The sequence below is a fragment of the Clostridioides sp. LIBA-6822 genome (assembly GCF_056688955.1).
On the sequence record NZ_CP196995.1, the window covers coordinates 1,921,794 to 1,945,541 of the forward strand.

Below are 23,748 nucleotides of genomic sequence, written 5' to 3' on the forward strand. Positions count from 1 at the left end.
TAGATAGAACTAATATATTCTATTTTACTTCATGATATTGAATTTTCTTGTAAGTTAGATTGCATAACGATATAATACTTTTATGAATTAGAATTTGTTTAAATACATTTTGATAAATGAGATAAACAAAGGGGGAGAAGAATTGTGAGTAAAATAATGGAATTTGATAGTAGAGAGAATTTCAGAAAATGGCTATATGATAATTGCCTGTCAAGCACAGGAATTTGGATTTTATTTGGAAAAGCAGGTGGACCAAAAACAATAAAGGCAGATGAAGCACTTGAGGAAGCTCTTTGTTTTGGATGGATAGATGGACAGATGAAAAGCATTGATGATAAAACTTATAAAAAGTATTTTTCTCTACGTAGAGAGAAAAGCAAGTGGTCAGAGAAAAATAAGGTATTAGCTAAATCTCTTGAAGAACAAGGGTTTATGACTGATTATGGAAGAAAGAAAATTGAGGAAGCTCAAAAAAATGGTCAATGGGAGGCTATAAACTCTATAGTAGTTACAGAAGAGCAGATATCCTCTTTATCGACTTTACTAAAAGAGTATGAGCCTGCTTATACCAATTTTTGTGCTATGTCCTTGTCAATAAAGAAAATCTATACACGAGCATACTTTGATGCAAAGACAGATGCTGGACGTGAAAGGCGAATATTATGGATGGTTGAAAGACTTAATAAAAATCTAAAACCTATGTAAATGTTACACTTATATTATTTTAGAAGGTATAATTTTAAAATGAGAAACATTTGATGTATCTATATTATAATTGAATGAGTTATCAAAAATTACAAGAATATATTATGATAATTTATTTTTGACAACAACCTTCAGTTTGTTTGGGCTGTTAATCCAAGAGGTTAACTGCTTTTTTGTGCAAAAAGGACACCTTATTGGTGCCCATAATCAAATTATATTCTTTTAAATTGAATTTTTTCATTTAAACATAAAGCTTCAAATCTGTATGCATCTGTCATCTCATAAAAACCAAAAAATATAAAACCATCACGAGAAGTAAATTCATATTGTATATCTTCACTTTTCAATATCTTTTCTACCTCGTCTATTTTTTCGCTATATATAATTCCTACCATATAATTTATCATTGTAGAATCCCTCCTATTAAATATGAAAATATCCAAATATATAATAACACATTTAGATAATGTAATAATATTAAAAAATAAAATAAACTTATTAAATTAGGAGATTAAATTTTTAGCAAAATACTTATAAATAATCTAGATAATAATTGTTTTATAACAAAAGGATAATATAAGAATTTTAATCTTGTATAAAAAATAAGAAGCTATAAATAATATAAGTATCATTTATAGCTTCTTATTTTTTATTGATTATGATTACATATAAAAGTAATCACTATATTTTTTGTTTAAGTTTTAATACTTGTTTTACGATATTTGTTGAGTGGTCAGAAATTCTTTCTAAATTAGTAAGTAAATCAAGATAAAGCACACCAGCATCAATTGTACAATTTCCATTATTTAATCTAATCATGTGTGAATTTCTAAAAGTTTTTTCTAAGTAATTTACTTCATTTTCGACTTCTAAAACTTTATTTGCTAACTCAAAATCTTTAACATCTAAAACTATTAAAGCATCTTTGAAGTTAGTCATAGTCTTATTGTATATTTCATAGATTTCTTTTATTGCACTATCAGAGAAATTAACATTCATTTCTTTAACACTCATAGCTAATTCAGCTATATTTTCTGCGTGGTCAGATACTCTTTCAATGTCATTTACAGTGTTAAAAAGTAAATCTGTTCTAAAACGTTCATCGTCTCTAAGAGGTTCTTTAGAAAGTTTTAGTAGATAATTCAGTATATCTTTCTGTAATTTATTGACAACTTTTTCTGATTCAAAAGTTTTATTAATATCATCACTACTCTTATTTAAGAATCCTGCAATTGCATGTTCTAAAGAATTTGTAGCTTTATGTCCCATTCTTACAACTTCTTGTACAGTATTACCAAGTGCTATAGATGGAGTACTAAACATTCTTTCATCTAAGTACTTAGTATTATTTACTACTTCTGATTCAGTTTCTCTAATAGGTATAAGTTTACTTGCTAATTTAACTATGTATTTAGAAAATGGTAATAATATTATAACATTTGTAAGGTTAAATAAAGTATGTGCATTTGCTATTTGTCTAGCCGTATCAGTTGGGTCAAAATGAGTAACTATAGCTGATATAGGTTTATTTAAAACAAGCATAAATATGATTGTACCAATTACATTAAAACTTAGATGCATTACAGCTGCACGTCTAGCATTTCTGCTTGCACCAACACTTGATAAAAGTGAAGTAACACAAGTACCGATATTATCTCCATAAAGGATAGGTAAAGCAGCTGATAGAGGTAGTATACCTTGAGAAGCTAAGGCTATTAACATACCCATAGATGCACTTGAACTTTGTATAATACCAGTTATAGCAAATCCTGCTAATATACCCAATACAGGGTTTTTACTAAAATATAAAAGTACATCAGTAAATGCTTTGTACTCAGCAAGTGGAGCCACTGCATCTTTCATAAATTCCATTCCTGTAAACAATATACCAAAGCCAATAAGTATTTCAGATAAATGTTTTGTTTTTTGATTTGATGTAAATAAATAGAATACAATACCTACACCAAGAGCAATTGGTGCTATTCCTTCAAGATTAAATGAAACTAATTGGGCAGTAACTGTCGTACCGATATTTGCTCCCATTATTACACCAATAGCTTGACTTAGATTCATTATTCCTGCATTTACAAATCCTACAACCATAACAGTAGTAGCACTTGAACTTTGTATAATACCTGTAACAACTGTACCTACCAGTACACCCATAACAACATTACTTGTTAAGAGTTCAATAATTTTCTTTAATTTGTCTCCTGCCGATTTTTGTAGACCTTCTCCCATTAAACTCATTCCATAAAGAAAAAGTCCAAGCCCACCGATAAGACTAATTGCTATATTCACGATATTTCCTCCCTTAAGAAATTAATAAATTTTTTATCTGAATTATAAACTTTATTAACTAAAATTTATTGTTTCCTTAATATAGAATAACAAATTTTGTCAATAAAAATATTAATGTTTTGTTAAGTATACGTTAAGAGAATGTTAAATATTTAAGTTGTTGTTAATTTAAGAAAATTTGCTATATATAGCAATTTAAAGACTTGGACTAATATTTAGGTCATTTTATGTATAGTTGATTTAACAAAGAATTAACTCTATTTGTAAAAAGCATGTAAAAAATATCATCCTTTTTAGAATGATATTTTTTAATTATAAATATTCTTATATTCAATTGGTGTAAGATTATTAAACTTTTTAAAAACCATGCTATAGTAGTTTTGACTATTGAATCCAACGAGTACAGCAACATCCAAAATAGATAAATCTTTTTTTAGTAGGTATTTTTTACTTTTTTCAACTCTAACTTTATTGAGGAAATTAGTAAAAGTATATCCGCTTTCTTTTTTAAATAGAGAGCAAAAATAACTTTTATTAAGTTGTAGGTCATTACATATATCGGTTACTGTTATATCTTCTGAGTAGTTTTTATGAATATAATCTATAGTTTTCTTTACATAAAAGCTAAGAGCTGGTTTATGTTTCATTTTATCATGACATATTTCTGATAAAAGATTGGATATATAATCTAAACATGATAAAGGTTTAAATGGAATGTCTACAAACTCTATATCATCATTGATACAAGACTTAAAAGGACCTACAATAAAATAACCACTAGAGACATCAAACTTATGTATGGGCATAACTAAAATATGTATGTCATCACAAAAACTTAGCATTATATAGGAAAGATTTTTATTAGATATAAAATCTGTACTATTTATGTTCTTAAATATATTTAAACTTGAAAAATATATTTCTAAAGTAGAGTTATATCCAATACTGCAAATGTCTTTTAAATCCTTACTAACTGCTTTTGTTGGAATATTACAGCAGTCAAAAAAATCGTTAATGATAAGTTCCATATCATCTTTAAAATCTTTCAAAAAATCACCTCTTTTAAATTTATACAAATATTTTTATAAAAAAACAAATATAGTTAAGAATTAAAAACATATATCAATTAAAATAGTTATTGCGAATGATAATTAATTTCGTTAAATAATATTATGATGTAAGAGAGGTAGAAAGTCAATGAAAAAAATAGCTATTTATGGGAAAGGAGGAATTGGAAAATCAACAACAACTTCCAATTTATCAGCATCACTTTCTCATTTAGGATATAAGGTAATGCAAATAGGATGTGACCCAAAATCTGATTCAACAAAAAATTTGATGAAAGGAAAATTTATACCAACAGTACTTGATGTAATGAAAGAAAAAAAGGAAGAGCTAAAGCTTGAAGACATAGTGTTTGAAGGATATGGAGGAGTATTATGCATTGAGGCTGGAGGGCCGACTCCAGGTGTAGGATGTGCAGGAAGAGGTATAATAGCAGCTTTTGAAAAATTAGAAGAATTAAAAGCATTTGAAATATATAATCCAGATGTAGTAATTTATGATGTTCTAGGAGATGTTGTTTGTGGAGGTTTCTCAATGCCAATAAGAAATGGATTTGCAAAGGAAGTGTACATAGTAACTTCTGGAGAAATGATGTCAATGTACGCTGCAAGTAATATATCTTTAGCTGTAGAACAATTTAAAAACAGAGGATATGCCTCTTTAAAAGGTCTTATATTAAATGCCAAGAACGTTGAAAATGAAAGGAAATTAGTTGAAAAATTGGCAGATGAAATAAAAAGTGAAGTTTTTCATTACATACCAAGAAATAAAATTGTACAGCAGTCTGAAAATAATGGACGAACTGTTATAGAAGAAGATAAATACAATGAAATGTCAGAAGTATATATAAATCTTGCAAATAAAATTATGCAAAATAATTAAAAAATATATGTTTAAAATAAAGTTTATTGTGGAGGGAATTTTATGAAATTAAAAAAGTTATGCTCAGTATTTTTACTTAGCTCATTAATATTAACAGGGTGCTCAAAACCATCAGATAGTGAATCTAAGGAGACAAATAATAATGTAAATGTAGCTTCAGCTACAGTGGCAGCGACACAAGTCCTAGATAAATTGGATGCTACATTGGTAGGAATACCAACAACCAAATCTGATTTACCTGAAAAATATAAAAATTTGCCAGAAATAGGACAGGCTATGAATCCAGATTTAGAAATTGTAGCATCTCTAAAACCAGATGTATTTGTAGTTGATAGTATGTTTAAAGAAAATGTTGAAAAAAGCATGAAGGAATATAACTTAGATACCTTTTATTTTGAGACTGGTACATATACAAAATTTCTTAAAAGTATAGAAAGTTTAGGAGAAAAAATAAATAAACAGAGTGAAGCAAAAAAACTTATTGATGAATTAGAAGGAGTAGAACAATCTGTAGTAGAAAAATCAAAAAAACAAGCAAAAAAACCAAAGGTAGCAATATTATTTGGTGGTGGAAATAATTTTATGTTAGCTACAAAAAGCTCATATCTTGGAGATTTAATAAAAACAGTAGGTGCTGAAAATATAGCTGATAATTTAACAGATAATGTAGAGTCAGGTTATATACAGTTTAGTTTAGAACAAATTTTAAAAGAAAATCCAGATTATATACTTAGATTTGCACATGGAAATATTGAAGAGACTAAGAAAGCATTTGATGACTCTTTTGAAAAAAATCCTGCATGGGCAACATTAGACGCAGTAAAAAATGGGAAAGTTATAGATTTAGATTCAAGTATATTTAATGTATCTGCAAATATATATGTTAAAGATTCAATAAATAAATTAGGAGATATCTTGTATGGAGATAAATAAATTTTAGGTGAATAATATGGATAATAAAAAAATTTTATTAATAATTACAGGCATGATAACTGTAATTGTTTTGCTAATTCTTTTTTCTACTATAGGCAGTGTAAACTTAAGTCTTAAAGAGATATTTGATGCACTGATAAATGAAAATAATCCAATGGTTACTACAATTGTATATAAGATGAGATTACCTAGAAATATATTAGCAGCATTAGTTGGAGCGAATTTAGCTGTTTCTGGTCTGTTGTTACAAGCTGTTATGAAAAACCCATTAGCAGACCCTGGAATAACAGGTATATCAACAGGAGCAAGTGTAGCTGCTATTATAATATTGCTTCTATTTCCACAATACACAAGTATGTTACCAATAGTTGCTTTTATAGGAGGTCTTATATCTTGTGCAGTGGTATATTTAATGGCATATAAAAATGGTCTTAGACCAGAGAGAATTATACTAGCTGGTGTAGCAGTAAACACTATATTAGGTGGTGTGATATCATATTTATCAACTATGTATAGCGAAAGAATCCAAAGTGCAATGTTATGGTTAAATGGGAGTTTGGCAACAAAAACATGGTTAGATGTAAATATGTTGATATGGTATTCTATTGCAGGTCTTATAGGGGCGATTTTCCTTATCAGAAGTGCAAATGTACTACAATTAGGAGATGATGCAGCTACAAATCTAGGTTTTAATGTAAATAGAAGTAGATTTGTAATATCATTAGTAGCAATATTTCTAGCTGGAGTTTCCACTTCTATAGTAGGTGTTATTAGTTTTGTAGGTCTAATAGTGCCACATATAACACGTATGTTACTTGGTAGTGACCATAAATATACAATCCCATTTAGTATAATCTTAGGAAGTATAGTTTTATTAATTGCAGACACATTAGCAAGAACAATAGGAGGCTCAATAGAGATTCCAGTGGGTGTTATTATGTCCATAATAGGAGGTCCATTCTTCTTATACTTATTAAGAAAGAGAGGCAGTTATTAATGTTTAATATAAAAGATATTACAATAGGATATGAAGATAAAATTGTCATAGACAACCTGAGTGTAAGCATAAAAAAAAGCGAAGTAGTCTCTATATTAGGACCAAATGGTTCAGGAAAGTCTACACTTCTTAAATCATTGTCTAGAATATTGAAAATCAAACAAGGTGACATATATATTGGTAAAAAAAATATGAAAGTCATGAGTAATAAAGAAATTTCAAGACAAGTTGCATTATTAGCTCAACATAATGTCTCTTTAAAAGATATAAAGGTAAAAGACTTAATATACTATGGGAGAATACCACATAAAGGTTTTTTTGAAGGTAAAAATAAGAACGATGATGAGATAGTGACTTGGGCGATGAGAAATACAGGTCTTGAAACATATAAAGATAAATTGGTGAGTAATCTATCTGGAGGTGAAAGGCAAAGGGTATGGTTAGCGATGGCTCTTTGTCAAAAGCCAGATATACTTTTATTAGATGAACCAACAACATATTTAGATATATCTCATCAATTAGAACTTATGGAACTTATAAAAGATATAAATAAAAAATTTAAAATGACTATAATTATGGTTTTACATGATATAAATCAAGCAAGTAAATATAGTGATAGACTTATTATTATGAATAAAGGTTCTATAGTAGCAGATGGTCATCCTAACAAGGTAATAAGTGAAAAAATAATAAAAGATGTCTATAAAGTGAAATGTGATATAGATGTAGACCCAATTAGTAAAAAGCCTAGGATTCATCCAATAATGCTATGTAGAAGAACTAGCAGTATATGAAAGTTTAATAATTGATAATTAAAGAAAAAAAGTTACTGTCCATGTAGTTTTATAATCTTAAAATTACATGGGTAGTAAGATTAGAAAGGAAAAAATATGTATACTTTAGATGTATTAAATAGATTAAAAGATATAGATTGTGATAAAGATATAAAGTCTTTATCATATGCTGTATTCCCAGGAACACATTGTCCATTGTTTGGAGTTGTATTGACTGCATCATATATAAAGAATATGGCCCTTGTAATAGTAGGAACTAATGAATGTACTTACTATAGTAAAAATTTTGCATATCATAGACAATTTGGCAGAGATAGTGTTTATTCAGTAGTATTAAAAGATAAAGATATAGTTTTTGGAGCAGAAAAAAAAGTAGTAGAGGCTGTAAAGTATATTTCAGAAACTGAAAAATTTGATGCAATAATGATAGTAACTACATGTGTACCAGAATTAATAGGCGAAGATTATAATGTTTTGTCTAGTGAATTAGAAGATATGATTGGAATACCTGTCTTAACGGTTAATACAGAGCATTATACTTGTAATTCCCATATACTTGGTATGACTAGAGCTTTAAAAAGTTTATCATCAGTTATGGAGCGTTATAAAAATAAAGAAGGAGTTAATATTTTAGGTCATAGACAAGAGAATGTAGAAGATACAGAACTTGTAAAATTGCTTGTAAAAGAAAATGTAAAAATAAATTGTATAATCCCATCTAAGTGTACTATAAAAGACATTAAAAGTGCATCTAGTGCTAAATTAAACATAGTGACAGACATGATAGCTTTGGATTTAGCAGAAGATATGAAAAATAAGTTTGGGATAGAATACATATATTTTGATAAAAACATGAAAGAATCAATTATAATAGAAAACTATAATAAACTTTGTAAAGTTTTAGATATAGATGTACAAGATGAGTTATCAAAGCAAAGACAGACATACAATTCATTATTGAGTGAATGTAGGTTTTTATTAGAGGGTAAAAAATTAATTTATGGAAATACACCAATGATGGCATTTGAAACAGTTGATTTTTTAACTGAGTTAGGATTGGTTCCAGAATTTATTCAAGTGAGAGAGCTTTATGAACAAGATAGTTTATTTAAAGATAACATAATAAAAAAAGGATATAATCCATATGTAAGTAGAATTGCAAATATAGCGCCACTTAGAAATTTATATGAAACTATAAATGCAGATATTTATATAGGGCATGAAAACCCGATGTTATTAAAAGAGAAAGGGCTTATACAAATAACATTAGATGAACATGCACAAAAAATAGGTTTTGAGCTTCCTATAGGAATAATGGAAACTTTAATAAAACTATTTGATGTAAAAAAATCGGCAAGAAAGGAAGTGATTTAATATGGAAATATATAAATATTTTCCAAATCCTTCTGATAGAATGGGAATAATATTTACAGTATCATCAATAAATGAAGCTTGTGTCATAGAATTTGGACCATCAGGCACAACTCATTATGCTGTAGAAGCAATTGGAAGTCTCAATGGCGAAGATAAGGCTAAAATCTATTCAACTCATATGAGTGAAAGTGATGTTACTTTTGGAAACTATGATAGATTAGAGAAAGCTATAATTGAAATAGATAATAATATCAGACCCAAGTATATTTTTGTAATGGCTTCATCGGTATCTTCAATTATAGGTACAGATATAATCGGGATATGTAACATTTTAAGTGAGTCTGTAAGTTGTAAATTAATTCCAATTACAACAGGTGGTTTAAGAGATGATTATAACCAAGGCGTAGAAGAGCTTCTATATATATTAGCAAAAGAAGTTGTTAAAGATAGTAATGAAAAATTTGATAGTTTTAATATAATTGGATGTACTATAGACCAATTTAATTTTTTATCAGATTGTGAAGAAATTAAAAGGATGATGAAGACGTTTTTTAAAAAAGAAGTAAATGCAACTTTTACATCATATACATCAATAGATGAGATAGAAAATGCGTCCAAATCAAGCTTAAATATAGTTCTTAGAAAAGAAGGTATAAAAGCAGCTGATTTTATGAAAGATAAGTACAATATACCATATGTGTATAAGAAACCTTATGGAATAAAAAATACTGAAGAGTTTATAAATGAAATACAAAAAGTAACTAAATGGGATTTAGATAAAAATGCTTATGAAGATGAAGTTTCTAGTATAAAGAAATATTTATTTAATATAAAAAGAAAGTTTTATTTTTATGAAGAAAGTAAAAAATGTGCTGTATTTGGAGATTATGATACTGCTTTGGGTTTCAGAGACTTGTTAGAGGAATTAGGTCTTGAAGTTGATAGAGTTAACATCTTACATAATGCAGATTGTAATGATAAATCTGTCTATATTGGAAACGATGAACTGGATAGAAGTAAATATTTAAAGGAGAGTGACTTATTAGTATTACTTGCAGATGGTGCTAGTATAGATATGAAACACAATTCAAAACTGGATATACAAATAAGTAATCCAAATCTAAAAAGTGTAAATATATATCCATATACTCCATTTGTAGGTCTAAGGGGAATTCTTTATATAATCGAAAAAATACTAAATATATAGCTCTAAATACATAGAAAATATGCAAAATTGTTTATTGTGGATATAGTTATTAAAAATGAATACATGTTTTATTAAAATAACTTATGAGTTGTGTTAGAAACCCCAAGATATTGGATATAATATAATAAATAGGTAAATTTTGTAATTAAAAGTATATAGAATTTATCTTAATTATAGGGGAAGTGGGGATATGTTATGGAAAGATTAAAGGAACTCATAGAGAGAAAATTTTTAAAGGATGTAGAACTTTTAGAATTAGAAGACATAGAAAATGTAATAGAATGTAAAATGACACAACCATATAACGCTCATTATAATGAATACTTAGTGAAAGTAAAAAATGGAGATATAGTAGAAGAGTATTTTGTGTACTTAAAACATAGATAAATATAAAAGAGGTATGTCTTTATTGTACTGTTTAAAAATAAAGACAAGCCTCTTTTATCGTAAATATAAAAACTATAAAGTTTTTATTTATTTAATTTTTTCAACAACATTAGTTAATATTGAGTCTAAATCATTGCTAATTTCTGTAACTCCATTATGAGTGATATCTATAATTTCTTTAGTCATAGGAAGTTCTCCTAAAAGTTCTAAATCCAAATCATTTAAAAATGTTTCAGTAGATTCTCCATCAAATAATTTTATTTTTTTAGAACAATCAGGGCACTGGATATAACTCATGTTTTCAATAACTCCAAGAACATTTATGTTCATTTTTTTAGCCATATTAACAGCTTTTGATACAATCATAGACACTAAGTCTTGAGGTACTGAAACCATAACTATTCCACTTATAGGTATAGATTGCATAACTGTTAATGCAACATCTCCAGTACCAGGAGGCATATCTATTAATAAATAGTCTAACTCCTCCCAAAGAACATCAGTATAAAATTGTTTTACAACACCTCCAAGTAAAGGTCCTCTCCATACAACAGGTTCATTTTCATCATCTATCATAAGGTTTATAGACATTACTTTTATGTTATTTGAGTTTTCTACAGGATAAATATAAGAGCCATCAGAATAAGCTTTTACATTTTTTACACCCATAAGTCTAGGAATACTTGGTCCAGTTATATCTGAATCTAATATACCAACCTTATATCCCATTTTGTTTAGTTTATTAGCAAGTAAAGCAGTTACAGTTGATTTTCCAACCCCACCTTTCCCACTCATAACACCAATTATTTTTCCAAATTTATTGTTAGGGTTATTTTCAATAGAACAATTTGATTGACTATTACAATTTCCCTTTGATGGACATGAATTACAATCTGCCATATCTATTACCTCCAAGCTTTAATATTTATTAGATTATTTGCAACCTACATATACTATTTTAGTACAATTGAACCATAAAGTCATTATTTAAAAGCAACTTAGAGTATTTTCTATTTATTGATTTATAATTTATAATAAAAAAAGAAGGTAATAAAAAAATTATAACCTTCTCGAAAAAGTGATTATTTCAATTGACCTATAGACATTAATCATATAAATATATATAAAATATTTCAACATATTTTGCATAACTGGTCATTTTATAGGTGTAACTGGGAATTAGATGTATATTTTATAAAAATTTGCTAAAAAAACAATTAAAAATTGCAAAGAAAAAAGATATAATTAGAAATGTAGTAATAAATGTTTTATTATAGATAATAGAGCTTAAGTATTTTAAATAATATTTGGAGGAGTATAGATGGAATTAAGACCAAGAAGTGCAAAACTAGAAGAATTCGATAAAGTAATAGAATTAATAAACTATGTATTTAGGGTATCAAGAAATCATAAGCCAACTATGATGGAGGAATTTCCTATCCTGTTAAATAAAAATAATGTAGAAAATATGATTGTAATATCAGAAGATAATAAAATAGTTTCAGATGTAAACTATCTAATTCAAGATGTATCTATTCAAGGAAATAATTTGAAGGTTGCAGCCATTGGTGGAGTGTGTACTCATCCAGATTATGAAAAAAAGGGATATTCATCTAAGATATTGGATAAAGTAGAAGAAAAAATGTTTTATGATGGTGTAGATGTTGTAATCATTTCAGGAACAAGAACTTTATACAGTAGAAGAAATTGTAGTTTGGTAAAAAGTTTCTATAAATATACAATAAAACCTGAGAATGTGAAAATACCATATGAAATAGTCGAATTTGATGAAACTAATTTTGAAAAAGATGATGATTTAAATAAAATGGTTGCACTATATAATCAAAATAGCACTAGATTCATAAGAACAAAAGATGAGTTCAAAAAATTATTACATGCGGCAACTATTGCTTGGGGACCAATTGATTACAAGAAGGTATTTATAAAAGAAAATAATAATGTTATAGGATATTTAATAATAAGAACAATAAAAAAAGAAAATTCTATTGTAGGAGAAGTGGCTGAGATAGGTTTAAACTCTGTAAACGTTGAAAATGTATTGAAATATGTTACAAATAAATTTGGTTTAGAATACTTAGATTATAAAGTACACGTGAGAAATCTTAAAGACCAATTACAAGGTAGTGAAATAAAAACTTTAGATTATCAACAAGGAACGATGAAAATAATAAATTTTGTAAAATTGTGTGATAACCTAAGAAGTTATTTTAATCAATATGTAGATTCTGAGATATTAAAATATATGGAATTTAAACAACTTGAAAATAAATATATTATTAAATATAAAGAAGAAGAACTTGTAATAGAAAGTTTGGATAAACTTAATAAACTGTTTTTTGAAAAAAACGAAGAGCAATACAATGAGTTTAAACATTTAAAAAATATACATGAATTTGCAACAAAGGTATTTCCTTTAGATTTTCCATGGACTGCAAATTTAAATTATCAATAATTGTGTGCTTTTCGACTGTATTCAATGAAAATGGATTATGTCTAAAGAGAGTTCTTATTAAATAACATAAATTAGTGTATGTTAAAAAAGTGTTAAAAAAAGAAATTTTGTGAGATATTAGAAGGGATGAAATTATTATATGGACATACTTGATGATATAGCAGAATGTATATTAAATATGGGTGTAGACAATATAGAAAATCTAGTTAAAATTGCAATAGATAAAAACATTAATGTAGAAGATATTTATGAATATGGCTTAAATAAAGGTATGATAGGAGCTTTAGATAAATTTGAGAACAAAGAATACTATCTTTCAGAAGTTATAGTATGTACAGATGCATTAAATAAAGGAATTAATCTTTTGAAAGGAACTGGAAAAGTAAAGAAAAAATCAAAGGGAGTAATTCTGATGTCTGTAGTAGAAGGAGATACCCATGAGATAGGAAAAAACATTGTAAAAGTAATGGTAGAAGCTACTGGATACAAGGTTATTGATTTAGGTGTAAATAGAAAAAGTGAAGATATAATAGAGGAAGCTATAAAAAACAATGTGGATATAATAGGCTTATCTTCAATGATGACAACTACCATGGAGAACATGAAGTCAGTCATAAATGAGCTTAATAGGATTAAGATGGATAAAAAACCTAAAGTAATAATTGGTGGAGGTCCTGTAAGTATGGAGTTTGCAGAAGAAATCGGAGCAGATGGATATAGCTCAAATGCTCCAAAAGCAGTCAAATTAATAAACAAACTTATAGGAGGTGAAGTTTAAGATGTTTTCAGACATGACTTTACTTCAATATATAAACAGTGAAGATAGAGGTTTTTTTCTTCCTGATATGGGGACAAATGGATTATTTCTAATAAATAAAAAGGCCTATGAAGTATATGATAGTGTAGATATACAACTAGAATTAGCAAAGACTATGGACAAGTATTTTGAATCAGATTTTATATATTCATTCTGTGATGGTATTACATTTTGTGAGACTTTAGGTCTAGAGACACTAAGACCAGATTATGATTTTCCAAGTGTATTAACACATACTATAACTGATAGGGAAAAATTAAGAAAGCTAGAAGTTCCAGACCCTTATACGAGTGGACGTATGCCACTTAATATAGAAAGTTTGTCACTTATATCAAAAAGTATAAAAAAACCATTATATGAGGCTATACAAGGTCCGTTTACACTTGCAGGTCAATTAGCTGGAGCTACACAACTTTTGAGATGTATAATAACTGATAAAAAATTTGTGGAAGAGTTATTGGAATTTACAACTGAATTGGTAAGAAGATATGCTGTGGCTGCAAATAAAGCAGGAGCCAAATATATTTCAATAGCAGAACCAACATCAGTGACCTTAAGCAAAGATAGATTTGATGAGTATATAGTAAAAAATTTAAATAAAATCTATGATGAACTTGATTGTTGGAAAGGTATGCATATATGTGGAGATACTAGAGAATTATTAGACAATATGTTAAATTGTAATATAGATGCAGTGAGTTTAGACCAAATTTTAGACTATGAAGAAATTGCTCCAATGATTCCTAGAGATATAGTATTGATTGGTAACTTAGACCCAATAAAACTTCTTGGACGCTCTAATCCAGATAAAATTAGGAGAGAGACACTAAAGTTGTTAAAGAAGATGAGAGGTTATGACAATTTCTTATGTAACTTTGGATGTAACTGTTTAAATACCACTCCAGTAGAAAATTTACAAGCAGCTATAAAGGCAGGAAGAATTAGTTATAAAGAATTAGATAGGATTGATATTAATGAATTATAATAATAATGAAAATAAATCTTTTTTAGAATATCTAAATTTAGAAGATATTTTTATAGATAAAAATATTGTGTTAAAGTTTTTAGGGTATGGAAATAGGAAAGCTCCAGATACGATTAGTGAAATTGTTGAGAGAGAAATAAAAAATATAAATGATAATTTAGATATTAAGATATATATAAGTGAAGTTGACATTAATAGAATGCCTAAAAAGTGTAAAAAAGCATTTGCTATACTGTACACAATAGGAGATAAGATTGACATCAAGATGAATGACTATATGAAAAATTGCAATATGATGGCAGGGTTAGCCTTGGATAAAATAGGTGTAGTATGCTTAGATTGTATTAATGAAAAAATAAAAAGATACTTAAAAAAAGAATATAGTAATCTCAATATATCATATGAGATATATCCAGGAGATAAAGATTTTGAGGTTGAGAAACAAAGAGATATTTATAACTATATAAAAAATAAATATAATAATGTAGAAATAGAAATCAATAATTATCATCAACTATCACCTATAAAGAGTGTTGCAATGCTTATTTTAATGGGAGATGAAGAAAATCTCGAATCAAGATGTAGTAAATGTCCTCAAAAATGCTTTTAGATATCTTCAAGATTGAAACTTGTTTTATGTATGAATAGCAATGATTTTTTTAGTTACATTTGTAAGCTGAAAAACATAGCAAAAATACATTGCATCATATCAGTACTGAAACGTAAAAATTGAATAAAGTATATAGATTACAAAATGCCATAAAAAAGATATTCAAAAAAGATGTTCCATAGTCGATTTTTAGCCGTTCAGAAGTGGATGGCTATTTTTATACCTCAGATACTAAAAAAGAGCTATTTTATATGCTATCAAATGTAAACAGCTCTTTTTGTAAGCCTTTACTAAATAAATATAAGATTTATTACCATTTTTCTAAAGTGATATCAGCTCCCAATTCAAAATGATATTTAATGATTCCTAGGTCTATATTGCTATACTTACTTTCCTTTACTTCGAATCTAGGTTTTTCGCTTTCTAATGTTATCATAAAATTCTGTTTATTCATTGCAGTAGGTGCAAGTAATACGGCTTCCATACCTTTTTCAAACCAAGCAGGCATATCCGTACTAACATTACACACTTGAGACATAGGTTTAGATTTATGTGCTGTACCTTGTGTAACTCCATATCCAATTGCCAGTACACATACCAATGTTTGATTATCTTTAATAATAGCCTTACACTTTCTTTTTTTATATGTTACTGCAACCCAGCACGTATTTAATCCCAGTTGTTGTGCTTTTAAAGCGATACGTTCACCATAATAACCTAGTTTTTCATCAAGCTTATCTCCAGTTGGTCCCACTAGTGCAATGTAATTTTTAACATTGCGAAAGCCTCCATAGTGTGCCATCAGACCTTTGAATACATTTTCATCATCTGTAATGAGTTGTATATCTAAAGAACCTTCCTTATTGCAGAGAGTGATTTCTTCTGTCAATGTTTGAATCTTATTATTTTCTATTTTTTTATCCTGATAGTTTCTAACAGAATGGCGGTTTATCATAGCCTCATAAATAGTCATTTTATTTTTTCCTTTCCAATTTAGAGTATTCATTCTAAAATAAATCTATTTTTGTTTCTAGAAGTGTTTCAGTCAATGCTCCCCAATCGCCTTCATAGTGAAAGCCTTTCATGTTGGCCATAGCAGCAAGTCCATGTGCTGTTGCCCACATGACGATTAAATTATTATGAATATTTTCTTTTGGTACTTGGATATGCTCCATACATTGTGTTGCTATTTCTTTAAAAATAAGAAAAGGTTGAAAATCTCCTTCAAATGAATCTTCTGTCAATCGTATGTTATAATCATCATTATCATAGATAAAAGTGAAATAGTGTGGATTTTCTGCAAAGAAGTTCACATATGATTTTCCTAAGCTTAGAGATAGATAATCTTTAGAAGTATTCAGATTTTCAGTTAATGCTTCACAAAATTTTTTCGTAACATAATTCTTCATTTCTGACAGTAGCTGTTCTGCTGTAGTAAAATGATTATAACAGGCAGTAGGTGATACACCTACTCTTTTTGCCAGCTTTCGCAACGAAAAATTTCCCTTGCCTTCTTCATGAATGAGAGCTAACCCACCTTCAATCAATTCTGTATGCAGGTTGCCGTGATGGTATGGTTTCTTTTTCAATATGAGCCTCCTTATTAAATATTAACACATGTTAACATATTTATAGCATAGCACCTATATTAACATGTGTCAATATTGAGATGAAGATTTATTAAGTCACCTAAAATTGTAAATTGACTTATCATATTGTTATTATTTTTTTATCTAGTCATATGTATTTTTGAATAAATAATACACAAGTAATTAAAAACAGAGAACTAAGGATGCTTTAGATAGAGTATTTAATCATGTAGGCAGAGGGGTTTGAACATTTTAAAATGTTATTTATAGTTAAAGAAGAATAAGAATATAAGTTGATATAGAAAATGTCAGTAGAGCCTATAAACACAGGATATACTGACATTTTCTAACTTGTGAAATATAATCAAAATTTATATAACAAAAAATTATTACAAAATAATAATATTCTACTTAATATGTAGCGATTTACAGACTAAATAATTTCTTTCAATTCAAGCAGACTACTTATTTCATAAGTTGGTGCATAGCTAGTATTATTTATACTGTTATTGGAATTTAGCCAACAAGTATCTATTCCTGAATTTATTCCTCCTAAAATATCCGATGTCAAACTATCACCAATCATTAACACAGAAGATTTATCATCACAATCAAATTTTTTAAGAGCATATTTAAATATTTCAGGATTTGGTTTTGATATTTTTAATTCTTCAGACACAACAATTCCATCAATATATTCTTTTATTTCTGAGTTCTTAAGTCTTCTGTTTTGAACTTCAGATATTCCATTTGTTATTATAATTATTGTGTACTTTTTCTTGAGATATGATAACATATCGACTGCACCTGGAATTAAGAATGTACATTCACCTAAAAAACTTAAGTACATTTTACTAAGAATTTTAGGGTCAGTATCTAATTTCATTTCATCTGCAAAAAGTTTAAATCGAAGTAATTTAAGTTCATCTAAAGTTACAATATTTTTTTCAAGGTCAAGCCAAAGTTTATCACTTATATTTCTATATATTTTTATGCATTTCTCATAATCAAGTCTCAAACCAAACTTAGATAGAAGCCTTTTAAAAGCATGTGATTCACTCTTCTTAAAATCAAATAAAGTATCATCTGCATCAAAAAATATAAATTTATATGTTTTCATAAGTTTTATTCCTTTATAAGATAACTGCAAAAATTACTTTGCTTTCACTATCTGAATTATTTTGCCATTTGTGTTTCGTTCCTAAAGGAACTTTAACACTATCGCCTTTAAATAGAGTAAATTCATCATCATCCATAAAAAGTTTGACTTCTCCTTCTAAAACATATGCAATCTCATCTCCATTGTGAGTAATTCTATCTACACAAGAAGAAGTATTTGGAGCTAAATCCATAATTGCAAACTCTAAATTACTACTAGAGTCTGGAATTAAAACTTCATATACAACATCATTGCTTCCAGGTAAAATAACTTTTTTTCTACTATCATGTCTTACTATTAAGCTTTTTTTGTCTACCTCAGATACAAAAAATGTAAATAGAGGAACATTTAGAGAAGAGGCTATAGACTTTAATGAATTTACAGATGGATTAGCAAGGCCTCTTTCTATTTGGCTTAATAATGATGGTGTAACATCAGCTAGTTTTGCTAAATCTCGAATACTTAAATTTTGTTTTTTTCGAACTTCAGCTATTTTTTCTCCTAAATTTAAATCATTCATATAAATATCCCTTCTTTTTCATTTTAAAAAATATTACCCTAAAATAATCAAATAAAAGATTATACAGTATGAAATTATTATAACATATTGAATGGATTTTTGAAAAAATAATGTTCAATCTAATTGAATAAATTAAAATATAATTGACAATAGGATACAGAATACTTAAAATATATTTAAATAAAATTAAATTAAGTAAAAAATAATTAACTTATGATAGGAGGGAGTATTATGCAAATAACAACTTTTGGAGCTATATTTGGCTTATTAGTAGCAATTATTTTAATTATAAAAAAATTTCAAGCTGTTTATAGTTTAATGTTAGGTGCATTTATTGGAGGAATAGTTGGAGGAGCAAACATAACACAAACTGTAGATTTTATGGCAACTGGAGCTATGAATATCTCACCATCAATTCTTAGAGCTTTAGCATCAGGTGTATTAGCTGGAAGTCTAATAAAAACAGGGGCAGTAGATAGGATATCAGAACAGATTGTGAAAATATTAGGTGAAAGGAGAGCTTTGCTTTCAATTGCTGCTTCAACTATGGTACTTGCTGGAGTAGGAGTGAATTTAGATGTATCTATAATAACAGTAGCACCTATAGGCTTATATATAGGTAGAAAATTAAATTATTCTAAACTATCAATACTCTTAGCAATGTTAGGAGGAGGAAAAGCAGGTAATATAATATCACCAAACCCCAATACTATAGCAGTGGCAGGAAATTTTTCTGTCAATTTATCTAGTGTTATGATTGCAAATATAATTCCAGCAATTGTTGGAGTTGTGATTACAGTTATCTTGGCAAGTATGTTAACAAATAAAGGTAATAAAATAGAATCATATGAAATCTTGGAGCAAAGAGAGGATTTGCCAAGTTTATTTAAAACATTATGTGGTCCAATTGTGGCAATCTTCTTATTGTTTTTGGGAAATATATCTCCAATAGTCATAGACCCTATGATAGCTCTTCCAATAGGGGGAATAGTAACTTTAATTGTTACAGGAAATTTGAACAATTCAAGAGAGTATTTAGCTTTTGGATTATCTAAGATGCAAGGAGTTTGTATATTATTACTTGGAACAGGAACTATTGCAGGAATTATACAGGTGTCTGAATTGCAACAGAGTACGATAAGTATACTACAATTTTTAAATATGCCACAATTTTTATTAGCACCAATTTCAGGTATACTTATGTCATTAGCAACAGCATCATCAACAGCTGGAGCTACTATAGCATCATCAACTTTTTCTGATGCTATAATAAATGGTGGTTTATCGCCTATTTCAGGTGCATCAATTGTAAATGCAGGTTCTAGTGTATTTGAGCAATTGCCACATGGTTCATTATTCCATACTAGTGCAGGAAGTATAAATATGGATATAGGAGAAAGATTTAAATTAATTCCATATGAAGCATTAATAGGAATAGTAATGACTATAGTTTCAACAGCTATTCAATTAATCCTATAATAAATACAAATATTTAATGAAAAAGTAGGATTTTGTTATTAAATATTGAATTTAATAATAAAAAAGAAGATTGGAGTTTTAAAGTGAATAAAAAAAAGATAGTTATTATGGGTATTATTTATTCTTTTTTAGTGGTATTTTCACTTACAAATATGTATGTAAATACGGAATATAATCTAGATGTGTTTGAATATATTAAAAAATCACTGCCATTTACAAAAGAAGAAAAAGAATGGTTAGAAGGACATGAGAATTTGATGTATAGCTCTGACCAAAGTTCTCCTCCTTTGAGGTATAAAGGTAATGAAGATGGACAATATAAGGGAATTATTGTTGACTTAATGAATTCTCTGTCAATTCAAATTGGTAGAGACTTTTATTTTAAGCCAAATACTTGGTGGAAAGAATCTTTCGTAAATTCGGTAGATGATAGTATCAAATTCTTTGATTTAATTCCATCAAAGGAAAGGGAAAAGAAATTTATATTTACTGACCCAATATATACTTTGAGTGCAAATATATTAAAAGATAAGAAATCTCAAAATATAAATAGTTACATGGATTTAAAGGGAAAGACAATAGCAATACCAGAAGGTGACTATTCTATAAATTTTTTAAAGCAAAAAGTTGGAAACATAAATATAGTATTAACTCCAGATATAAAGACTGGGGTTAATCATTTAATGTCAGGAAGGGTAGACGCAGTTGTAGGTGATGAGCCAGTATTACAATATTATATAAGCAATTATGGACTTTCAAATAAATACAATATTTTAACTAGTCCTATTTATACTAAAAAGGCTGTTCTTGCTGTACCTAAACAATATGAAGAATTGGTCAGTATTTTAAATAAAGGAATTTTTAAACTTCAAAAAAATGGTGTATATAAAGACTTAAAGAAAAAATGGTATCCTGCATATAATGATGTTGATGATGTATTGTATGAGAGAGGAATTGTACCAAGTATTTATCTTTTTATAGGTATAATCTTAATATCAATTTATATATTTTATAGCTATACATATTTATTAAAGATAGAAATAAAAAGAAAAACAGAAGAAGTACTGGAAAATAAAAAAACTTTAGAAGCTACATTTAATAGTATTACAGATATAATAATGCTTATAGATGAAAATTACAACATAGTAGAGTCCAATAAAGTTCTATATGATTTTGTAGACGAAATAAGTTATAAAAGAGAAGATTTAATTAACATGATAAAGGGAATTATTGAAAATACATTTTCTGACAATGCACATAAAACAAATGAAATTGAATTACATAATAAGATTTTAAAGATAAATACTTTTCCTGTAGAATATAAAAAAAATAATATTGAGTACATAGTGGTTCTCATTAAAGATATAACGAATGATAAAATAGTAGATGCAAAATTACTTAGAGAAAATAAAATGATATCTATAGGGCAGCTAGCTTCTGGTGTAGCACATGAGATAAGAAATCCTTTAGGAATAATAAGAAACAATTGTTATCTTTTAAAAGATAATGTTACAATGGAGGAAGTAAATGACTGTGTAAAATCTATAGAAAGCAATGTAGATAGAGCAAGTAATATAATAACAAACTTGTTAAATTTTGCAAGGATATCAGACGATAATCTAGAAAATATAAATATAAGAAGTTTTATTGAAAATATAGTCAATCTTCAATATAAAATCTTACAGTTAAAGAATATTGAAGTAAAAATAGAGTGTGATAAGAATTTAGTATGCTATATAAATGGAGAATCATTGAAACATGTATTTATAAATTTGATTTCTAATGCAGTAGATGCAATACATGAAAGTGGGAAGATTATTATAGACTGTTATGTAGAAAACGGTTACTTGTTTATAGATTTTAAAGATAATGGTGAGGGAATAAAAGAAAATGCTTTGAAGGATATATTTAATCCTTTCTATACTACAAAGCCAATAGGTGAAGGGACTGGTTTAGGCCTATATATTACTTATAATGAGATTAAAAAGAATAATGGAGATATAAGTGTAAAAAGTAAATTGGGTATTGGAACTTGTTTTCATATAAGGATTCCACTAAATAAAGAGGTGACTATATAATGAAAATACTAGTAGTTGATGACGAGTTAGAGTATGGAACGGTAATGAAAAAAATTCTACAAAAGAATGGATATCTTGTAGATATAGCACTAAGTGGGGAAGAAGCTATAAATATCATTAAAAAAGATAATAATTATGACTTGGTTTTATCTGATGTTATGATGAAAAATATGGATGGAGTACAGCTATTAGATAGAATTAAATCTATTAATAAAAGTATAGAAGTTATATTAGTTACAGGATATGGAAGTATTGAAAATGCAGTTGATGCTATGAAAAGAGGTGCTCTATCTTATTTTATAAAGAGTAATCCTATTGAAAATTTATTAGAAGAAATTGAAAAGGTAAAAGTAGTGAAAATGTCATTTTCTACACAAAAGAATAATTTAGAGTTTACTTTAGAATCCAAAAATAGAAATTTTAATGATGTCATAAAAATAGCAGAAAAAGCTGCTTGTAAAGATGTTAATATATTAATTTTGGGGGAGTCTGGTGTAGGCAAAGATATACTAGCTAGGTATATACATAGTATAAGTCCAAGACGAAATCAGATATTTGTGCCTGTAAATTGTTGTGCTTTTTCAGAAAATTTATTGGAGTCTGAGTTGTTTGGTCATGAAAAAGGTTCTTTTACAGGAGCAGTGGATAGTAGAAAAGGTAGATTTGAACTTTCGAATAAAGGAACTTTATTTTTGGACGAAATAGGAGATATACCTTTAAATGTTCAAGTAAAATTACTAAGAACACTGGAAGATAAATCTATAGAAAGAATAGGAAGTAATAAATCAATTAAAGTTGATTTTAGGTTAATTTGTGCAATGAATAAGGAACCAAAAGTAGAAATATCAAATGGAAGTATAAGAGAAGATTTTTTTTATAGGATAAGTACAATAACAATAACTATACCACCGTTAAGAAGTAGAAGAGAAGATTTAAATACACTTATAGAATTTTTCTTAAATAAGTACCAAATTGAACATGATAAAAAGGTATGTTCAGTTGATAAGGAAGTAATGGATTTTTTATTAAATTATAATTATCCAGGAAATATAAGAGAATTAAAAAATATAATAAATAGGCTTGTAGTTTTAAGTGAAGAAGGTAATTTATCAAAAGATAATTTAAATTTAATATCAAATAATGTGCATATAGATGATAAAATAAGTATTAGGCCTCTAAGGGAGATAAGAAAAGAATTTGAGTGTGAGTATATTGAAAAGGTTTTATCTTTATGTGGAAATAATGTTTCAAACACAGCTAAAAAATTGGAGATTAGCAGAAGACAATTAACTAATAAAATATCAGAATATAATATCAAGTGAGAAAAAAACTTCTCATTAAGTGAGAAAAAAATTTCTCAAACTTTATTAAAAGATAAGCAGAAAAATCTGTT

At 27.6% G+C, this 23,748-nt stretch carries 23 protein-coding genes; 15 read left to right on the plus strand and 8 right to left on the minus strand.

Going from position 1 to position 23,748, the window contains the following annotated elements:
• Nucleotides 1–144: 144 nt before the first annotated feature.
• On the plus strand, nt 145–705 hold the full coding sequence (locus ACTG48_RS09225; RefSeq protein WP_479918656.1) for a YdeI/OmpD-associated family protein: 561 nt from the start codon (nt 145–147) through the stop codon (nt 703–705).
• A 212-nt stretch (nt 706–917) separates the two neighbouring features.
• Here the strand turns inward: ACTG48_RS09225 and ACTG48_RS09230 are convergent, their stop codons facing one another.
• The 3 genes from ACTG48_RS09230 to ACTG48_RS09240 form a co-directional block, all read right to left on the minus strand.
• On the minus strand, nt 918–1,112 hold the full coding sequence (locus ACTG48_RS09230; protein ID WP_479918657.1) for a peptide ABC transporter substrate-binding protein: 195 nt from the start codon (nt 1,110–1,112) through the stop codon (nt 918–920).
• A gap of 274 nt (nt 1,113–1,386) precedes the next feature.
• Complete coding sequence (locus ACTG48_RS09235) at nt 1,387–3,006, minus strand: Na/Pi cotransporter family protein (protein ID WP_479918658.1); 1,620 nt, start codon at nt 3,004–3,006, stop codon at nt 1,387–1,389.
• Between the two features lie 308 nt (nt 3,007–3,314).
• Nucleotides 3,315–4,055, minus strand: a complete 741-nt coding sequence (locus tag ACTG48_RS09240; protein WP_479918659.1) for a helix-turn-helix transcriptional regulator — start codon at nt 4,053–4,055, stop codon at nt 3,315–3,317.
• 148 nt (nt 4,056–4,203) lie between these two features.
• Here ACTG48_RS09240 and ACTG48_RS09245 point away from each other — a divergent pair, with 148 nt between their 5' ends.
• The 7 genes from ACTG48_RS09245 (at nt 4,204) to ACTG48_RS09275 (ending at nt 10,645) form a co-directional block, all read left to right on the plus strand.
• Complete coding sequence (locus ACTG48_RS09245) at nt 4,204–4,953, plus strand: nucleotide-binding protein (protein WP_021384542.1); 750 nt, start codon at nt 4,204–4,206, stop codon at nt 4,951–4,953.
• Between the two features lie 42 nt (nt 4,954–4,995).
• Nucleotides 4,996–5,886 carry an ABC transporter substrate-binding protein gene (locus tag ACTG48_RS09250; RefSeq protein ID WP_479918660.1) on the plus strand — a complete coding sequence of 297 codons (891 nt, stop codon included), beginning with the start codon at nt 4,996–4,998 and terminating at the stop codon, nt 5,884–5,886.
• Between the two features lie 16 nt (nt 5,887–5,902).
• Complete coding sequence (locus ACTG48_RS09255; protein WP_021384512.1) at nt 5,903–6,883, plus strand: FecCD family ABC transporter permease; 981 nt, start codon at nt 5,903–5,905, stop codon at nt 6,881–6,883.
• Entirely contained in the window at nt 6,883–7,677 is a 795-nt protein-coding gene (locus ACTG48_RS09260; protein ID WP_021384554.1) for an ABC transporter ATP-binding protein, read from the plus strand. The genes ACTG48_RS09255 and ACTG48_RS09260 overlap by 1 nt, the downstream gene beginning before the upstream one ends.
• Before the next feature lie 96 nt (nt 7,678–7,773).
• Nucleotides 7,774–9,051, plus strand: a complete 1,278-nt coding sequence (locus ACTG48_RS09265; protein ID WP_479918661.1) for a nitrogenase component 1 — start codon at nt 7,774–7,776, stop codon at nt 9,049–9,051.
• Nucleotide 9,052: 1 nt separating this feature from the next.
• On the plus strand, nt 9,053–10,258 hold the full coding sequence (locus tag ACTG48_RS09270; protein ID WP_479918662.1) for a nitrogenase component 1: 1,206 nt from the start codon (nt 9,053–9,055) through the stop codon (nt 10,256–10,258).
• 195 nt (nt 10,259–10,453) lie between these two features.
• A complete protein-coding gene (locus tag ACTG48_RS09275; protein WP_021384545.1) occupies nt 10,454–10,645 on the plus strand; it encodes a hypothetical protein in 192 nt (63 codons plus the stop codon).
• Nucleotides 10,646–10,732: 87 nt separating this feature from the next.
• Here the strand turns inward: ACTG48_RS09275 and ACTG48_RS09280 are convergent, their stop codons facing one another.
• Nucleotides 10,733–11,545 (minus strand): Mrp/NBP35 family ATP-binding protein, encoded by an 813-nt coding sequence (locus ACTG48_RS09280; RefSeq protein ID WP_021384552.1) that lies wholly within the window; start codon nt 11,543–11,545, stop codon nt 10,733–10,735.
• 421 nt (nt 11,546–11,966) lie between these two features.
• Between ACTG48_RS09280 and ACTG48_RS09285 the strand changes: the two genes are divergently transcribed.
• The 4 genes from ACTG48_RS09285 (at nt 11,967) to ACTG48_RS09300 (ending at nt 15,530) form a co-directional block, all read left to right on the plus strand.
• On the plus strand, nt 11,967–13,118 hold the full coding sequence (locus ACTG48_RS09285) for a GNAT family N-acetyltransferase (protein ID WP_021384570.1): 1,152 nt from the start codon (nt 11,967–11,969) through the stop codon (nt 13,116–13,118).
• Nucleotides 13,119–13,257: 139 nt separating this feature from the next.
• Entirely contained in the window at nt 13,258–13,896 is a 639-nt protein-coding gene (locus ACTG48_RS09290; protein WP_021384517.1) for a cobalamin B12-binding domain-containing protein, read from the plus strand.
• Nucleotide 13,897: 1 nt separating this feature from the next.
• Entirely contained in the window at nt 13,898–14,920 is a 1,023-nt protein-coding gene (locus tag ACTG48_RS09295) for a uroporphyrinogen decarboxylase family protein (RefSeq protein ID WP_479918663.1), read from the plus strand.
• Nucleotides 14,910–15,530 (plus strand): vitamin B12 dependent methionine synthase activation domain protein, encoded by a 621-nt coding sequence (locus ACTG48_RS09300; protein ID WP_021384540.1) that lies wholly within the window; start codon nt 14,910–14,912, stop codon nt 15,528–15,530. Before ACTG48_RS09295 ends, ACTG48_RS09300 begins: the two co-directional genes overlap by 11 nt.
• 310 nt (nt 15,531–15,840) lie before the next feature.
• Here ACTG48_RS09300 and ACTG48_RS09305 read toward each other — a convergent pair whose 3' ends face one another.
• The 4 genes from ACTG48_RS09305 to ACTG48_RS09320 form a co-directional block, all read right to left on the minus strand.
• Nucleotides 15,841–16,503 carry a nitroreductase family protein gene (locus tag ACTG48_RS09305; RefSeq protein WP_021384506.1) on the minus strand — a complete coding sequence of 221 codons (663 nt, stop codon included), beginning with the start codon at nt 16,501–16,503 and terminating at the stop codon, nt 15,841–15,843.
• A gap of 34 nt (nt 16,504–16,537) precedes the next feature.
• A complete protein-coding gene (locus tag ACTG48_RS09310; RefSeq protein WP_021384511.1) occupies nt 16,538–17,119 on the minus strand; it encodes a TetR/AcrR family transcriptional regulator in 582 nt (193 codons plus the stop codon).
• 433 nt (nt 17,120–17,552) lie between these two features.
• Nucleotides 17,553–18,239 carry a YjjG family noncanonical pyrimidine nucleotidase gene (locus ACTG48_RS09315; protein ID WP_479918664.1) on the minus strand — a complete coding sequence of 229 codons (687 nt, stop codon included), beginning with the start codon at nt 18,237–18,239 and terminating at the stop codon, nt 17,553–17,555.
• 13 nt (nt 18,240–18,252) lie between these two features.
• The gene (locus tag ACTG48_RS09320) at nt 18,253–18,798 is read right to left on the minus strand and encodes a helix-turn-helix domain-containing protein (RefSeq protein ID WP_021384563.1); all 546 of its coding nucleotides are present in this window, start codon (nt 18,796–18,798) and stop codon (nt 18,253–18,255) included.
• Nucleotides 18,799–19,029: 231 nt separating this feature from the next.
• Between ACTG48_RS09320 and ACTG48_RS09325 the strand changes: the two genes are divergently transcribed.
• From ACTG48_RS09325 to ACTG48_RS09335, 3 genes are all read left to right on the plus strand, one after another.
• Nucleotides 19,030–20,277 (plus strand): GntP family permease, encoded by a 1,248-nt coding sequence (locus tag ACTG48_RS09325; RefSeq protein ID WP_479918665.1) that lies wholly within the window; start codon nt 19,030–19,032, stop codon nt 20,275–20,277.
• 83 nt (nt 20,278–20,360) lie between these two features.
• Nucleotides 20,361–22,355 carry an ATP-binding protein gene (locus tag ACTG48_RS09330; protein ID WP_479918666.1) on the plus strand — a complete coding sequence of 665 codons (1,995 nt, stop codon included), beginning with the start codon at nt 20,361–20,363 and terminating at the stop codon, nt 22,353–22,355.
• Complete coding sequence (locus tag ACTG48_RS09335; protein ID WP_479918667.1) at nt 22,355–23,677, plus strand: sigma-54-dependent transcriptional regulator; 1,323 nt, start codon at nt 22,355–22,357, stop codon at nt 23,675–23,677. Before ACTG48_RS09330 ends, ACTG48_RS09335 begins: the two co-directional genes overlap by 1 nt.
• The last annotated feature ends 71 nt before the right edge of the window (nt 23,678–23,748 follow it).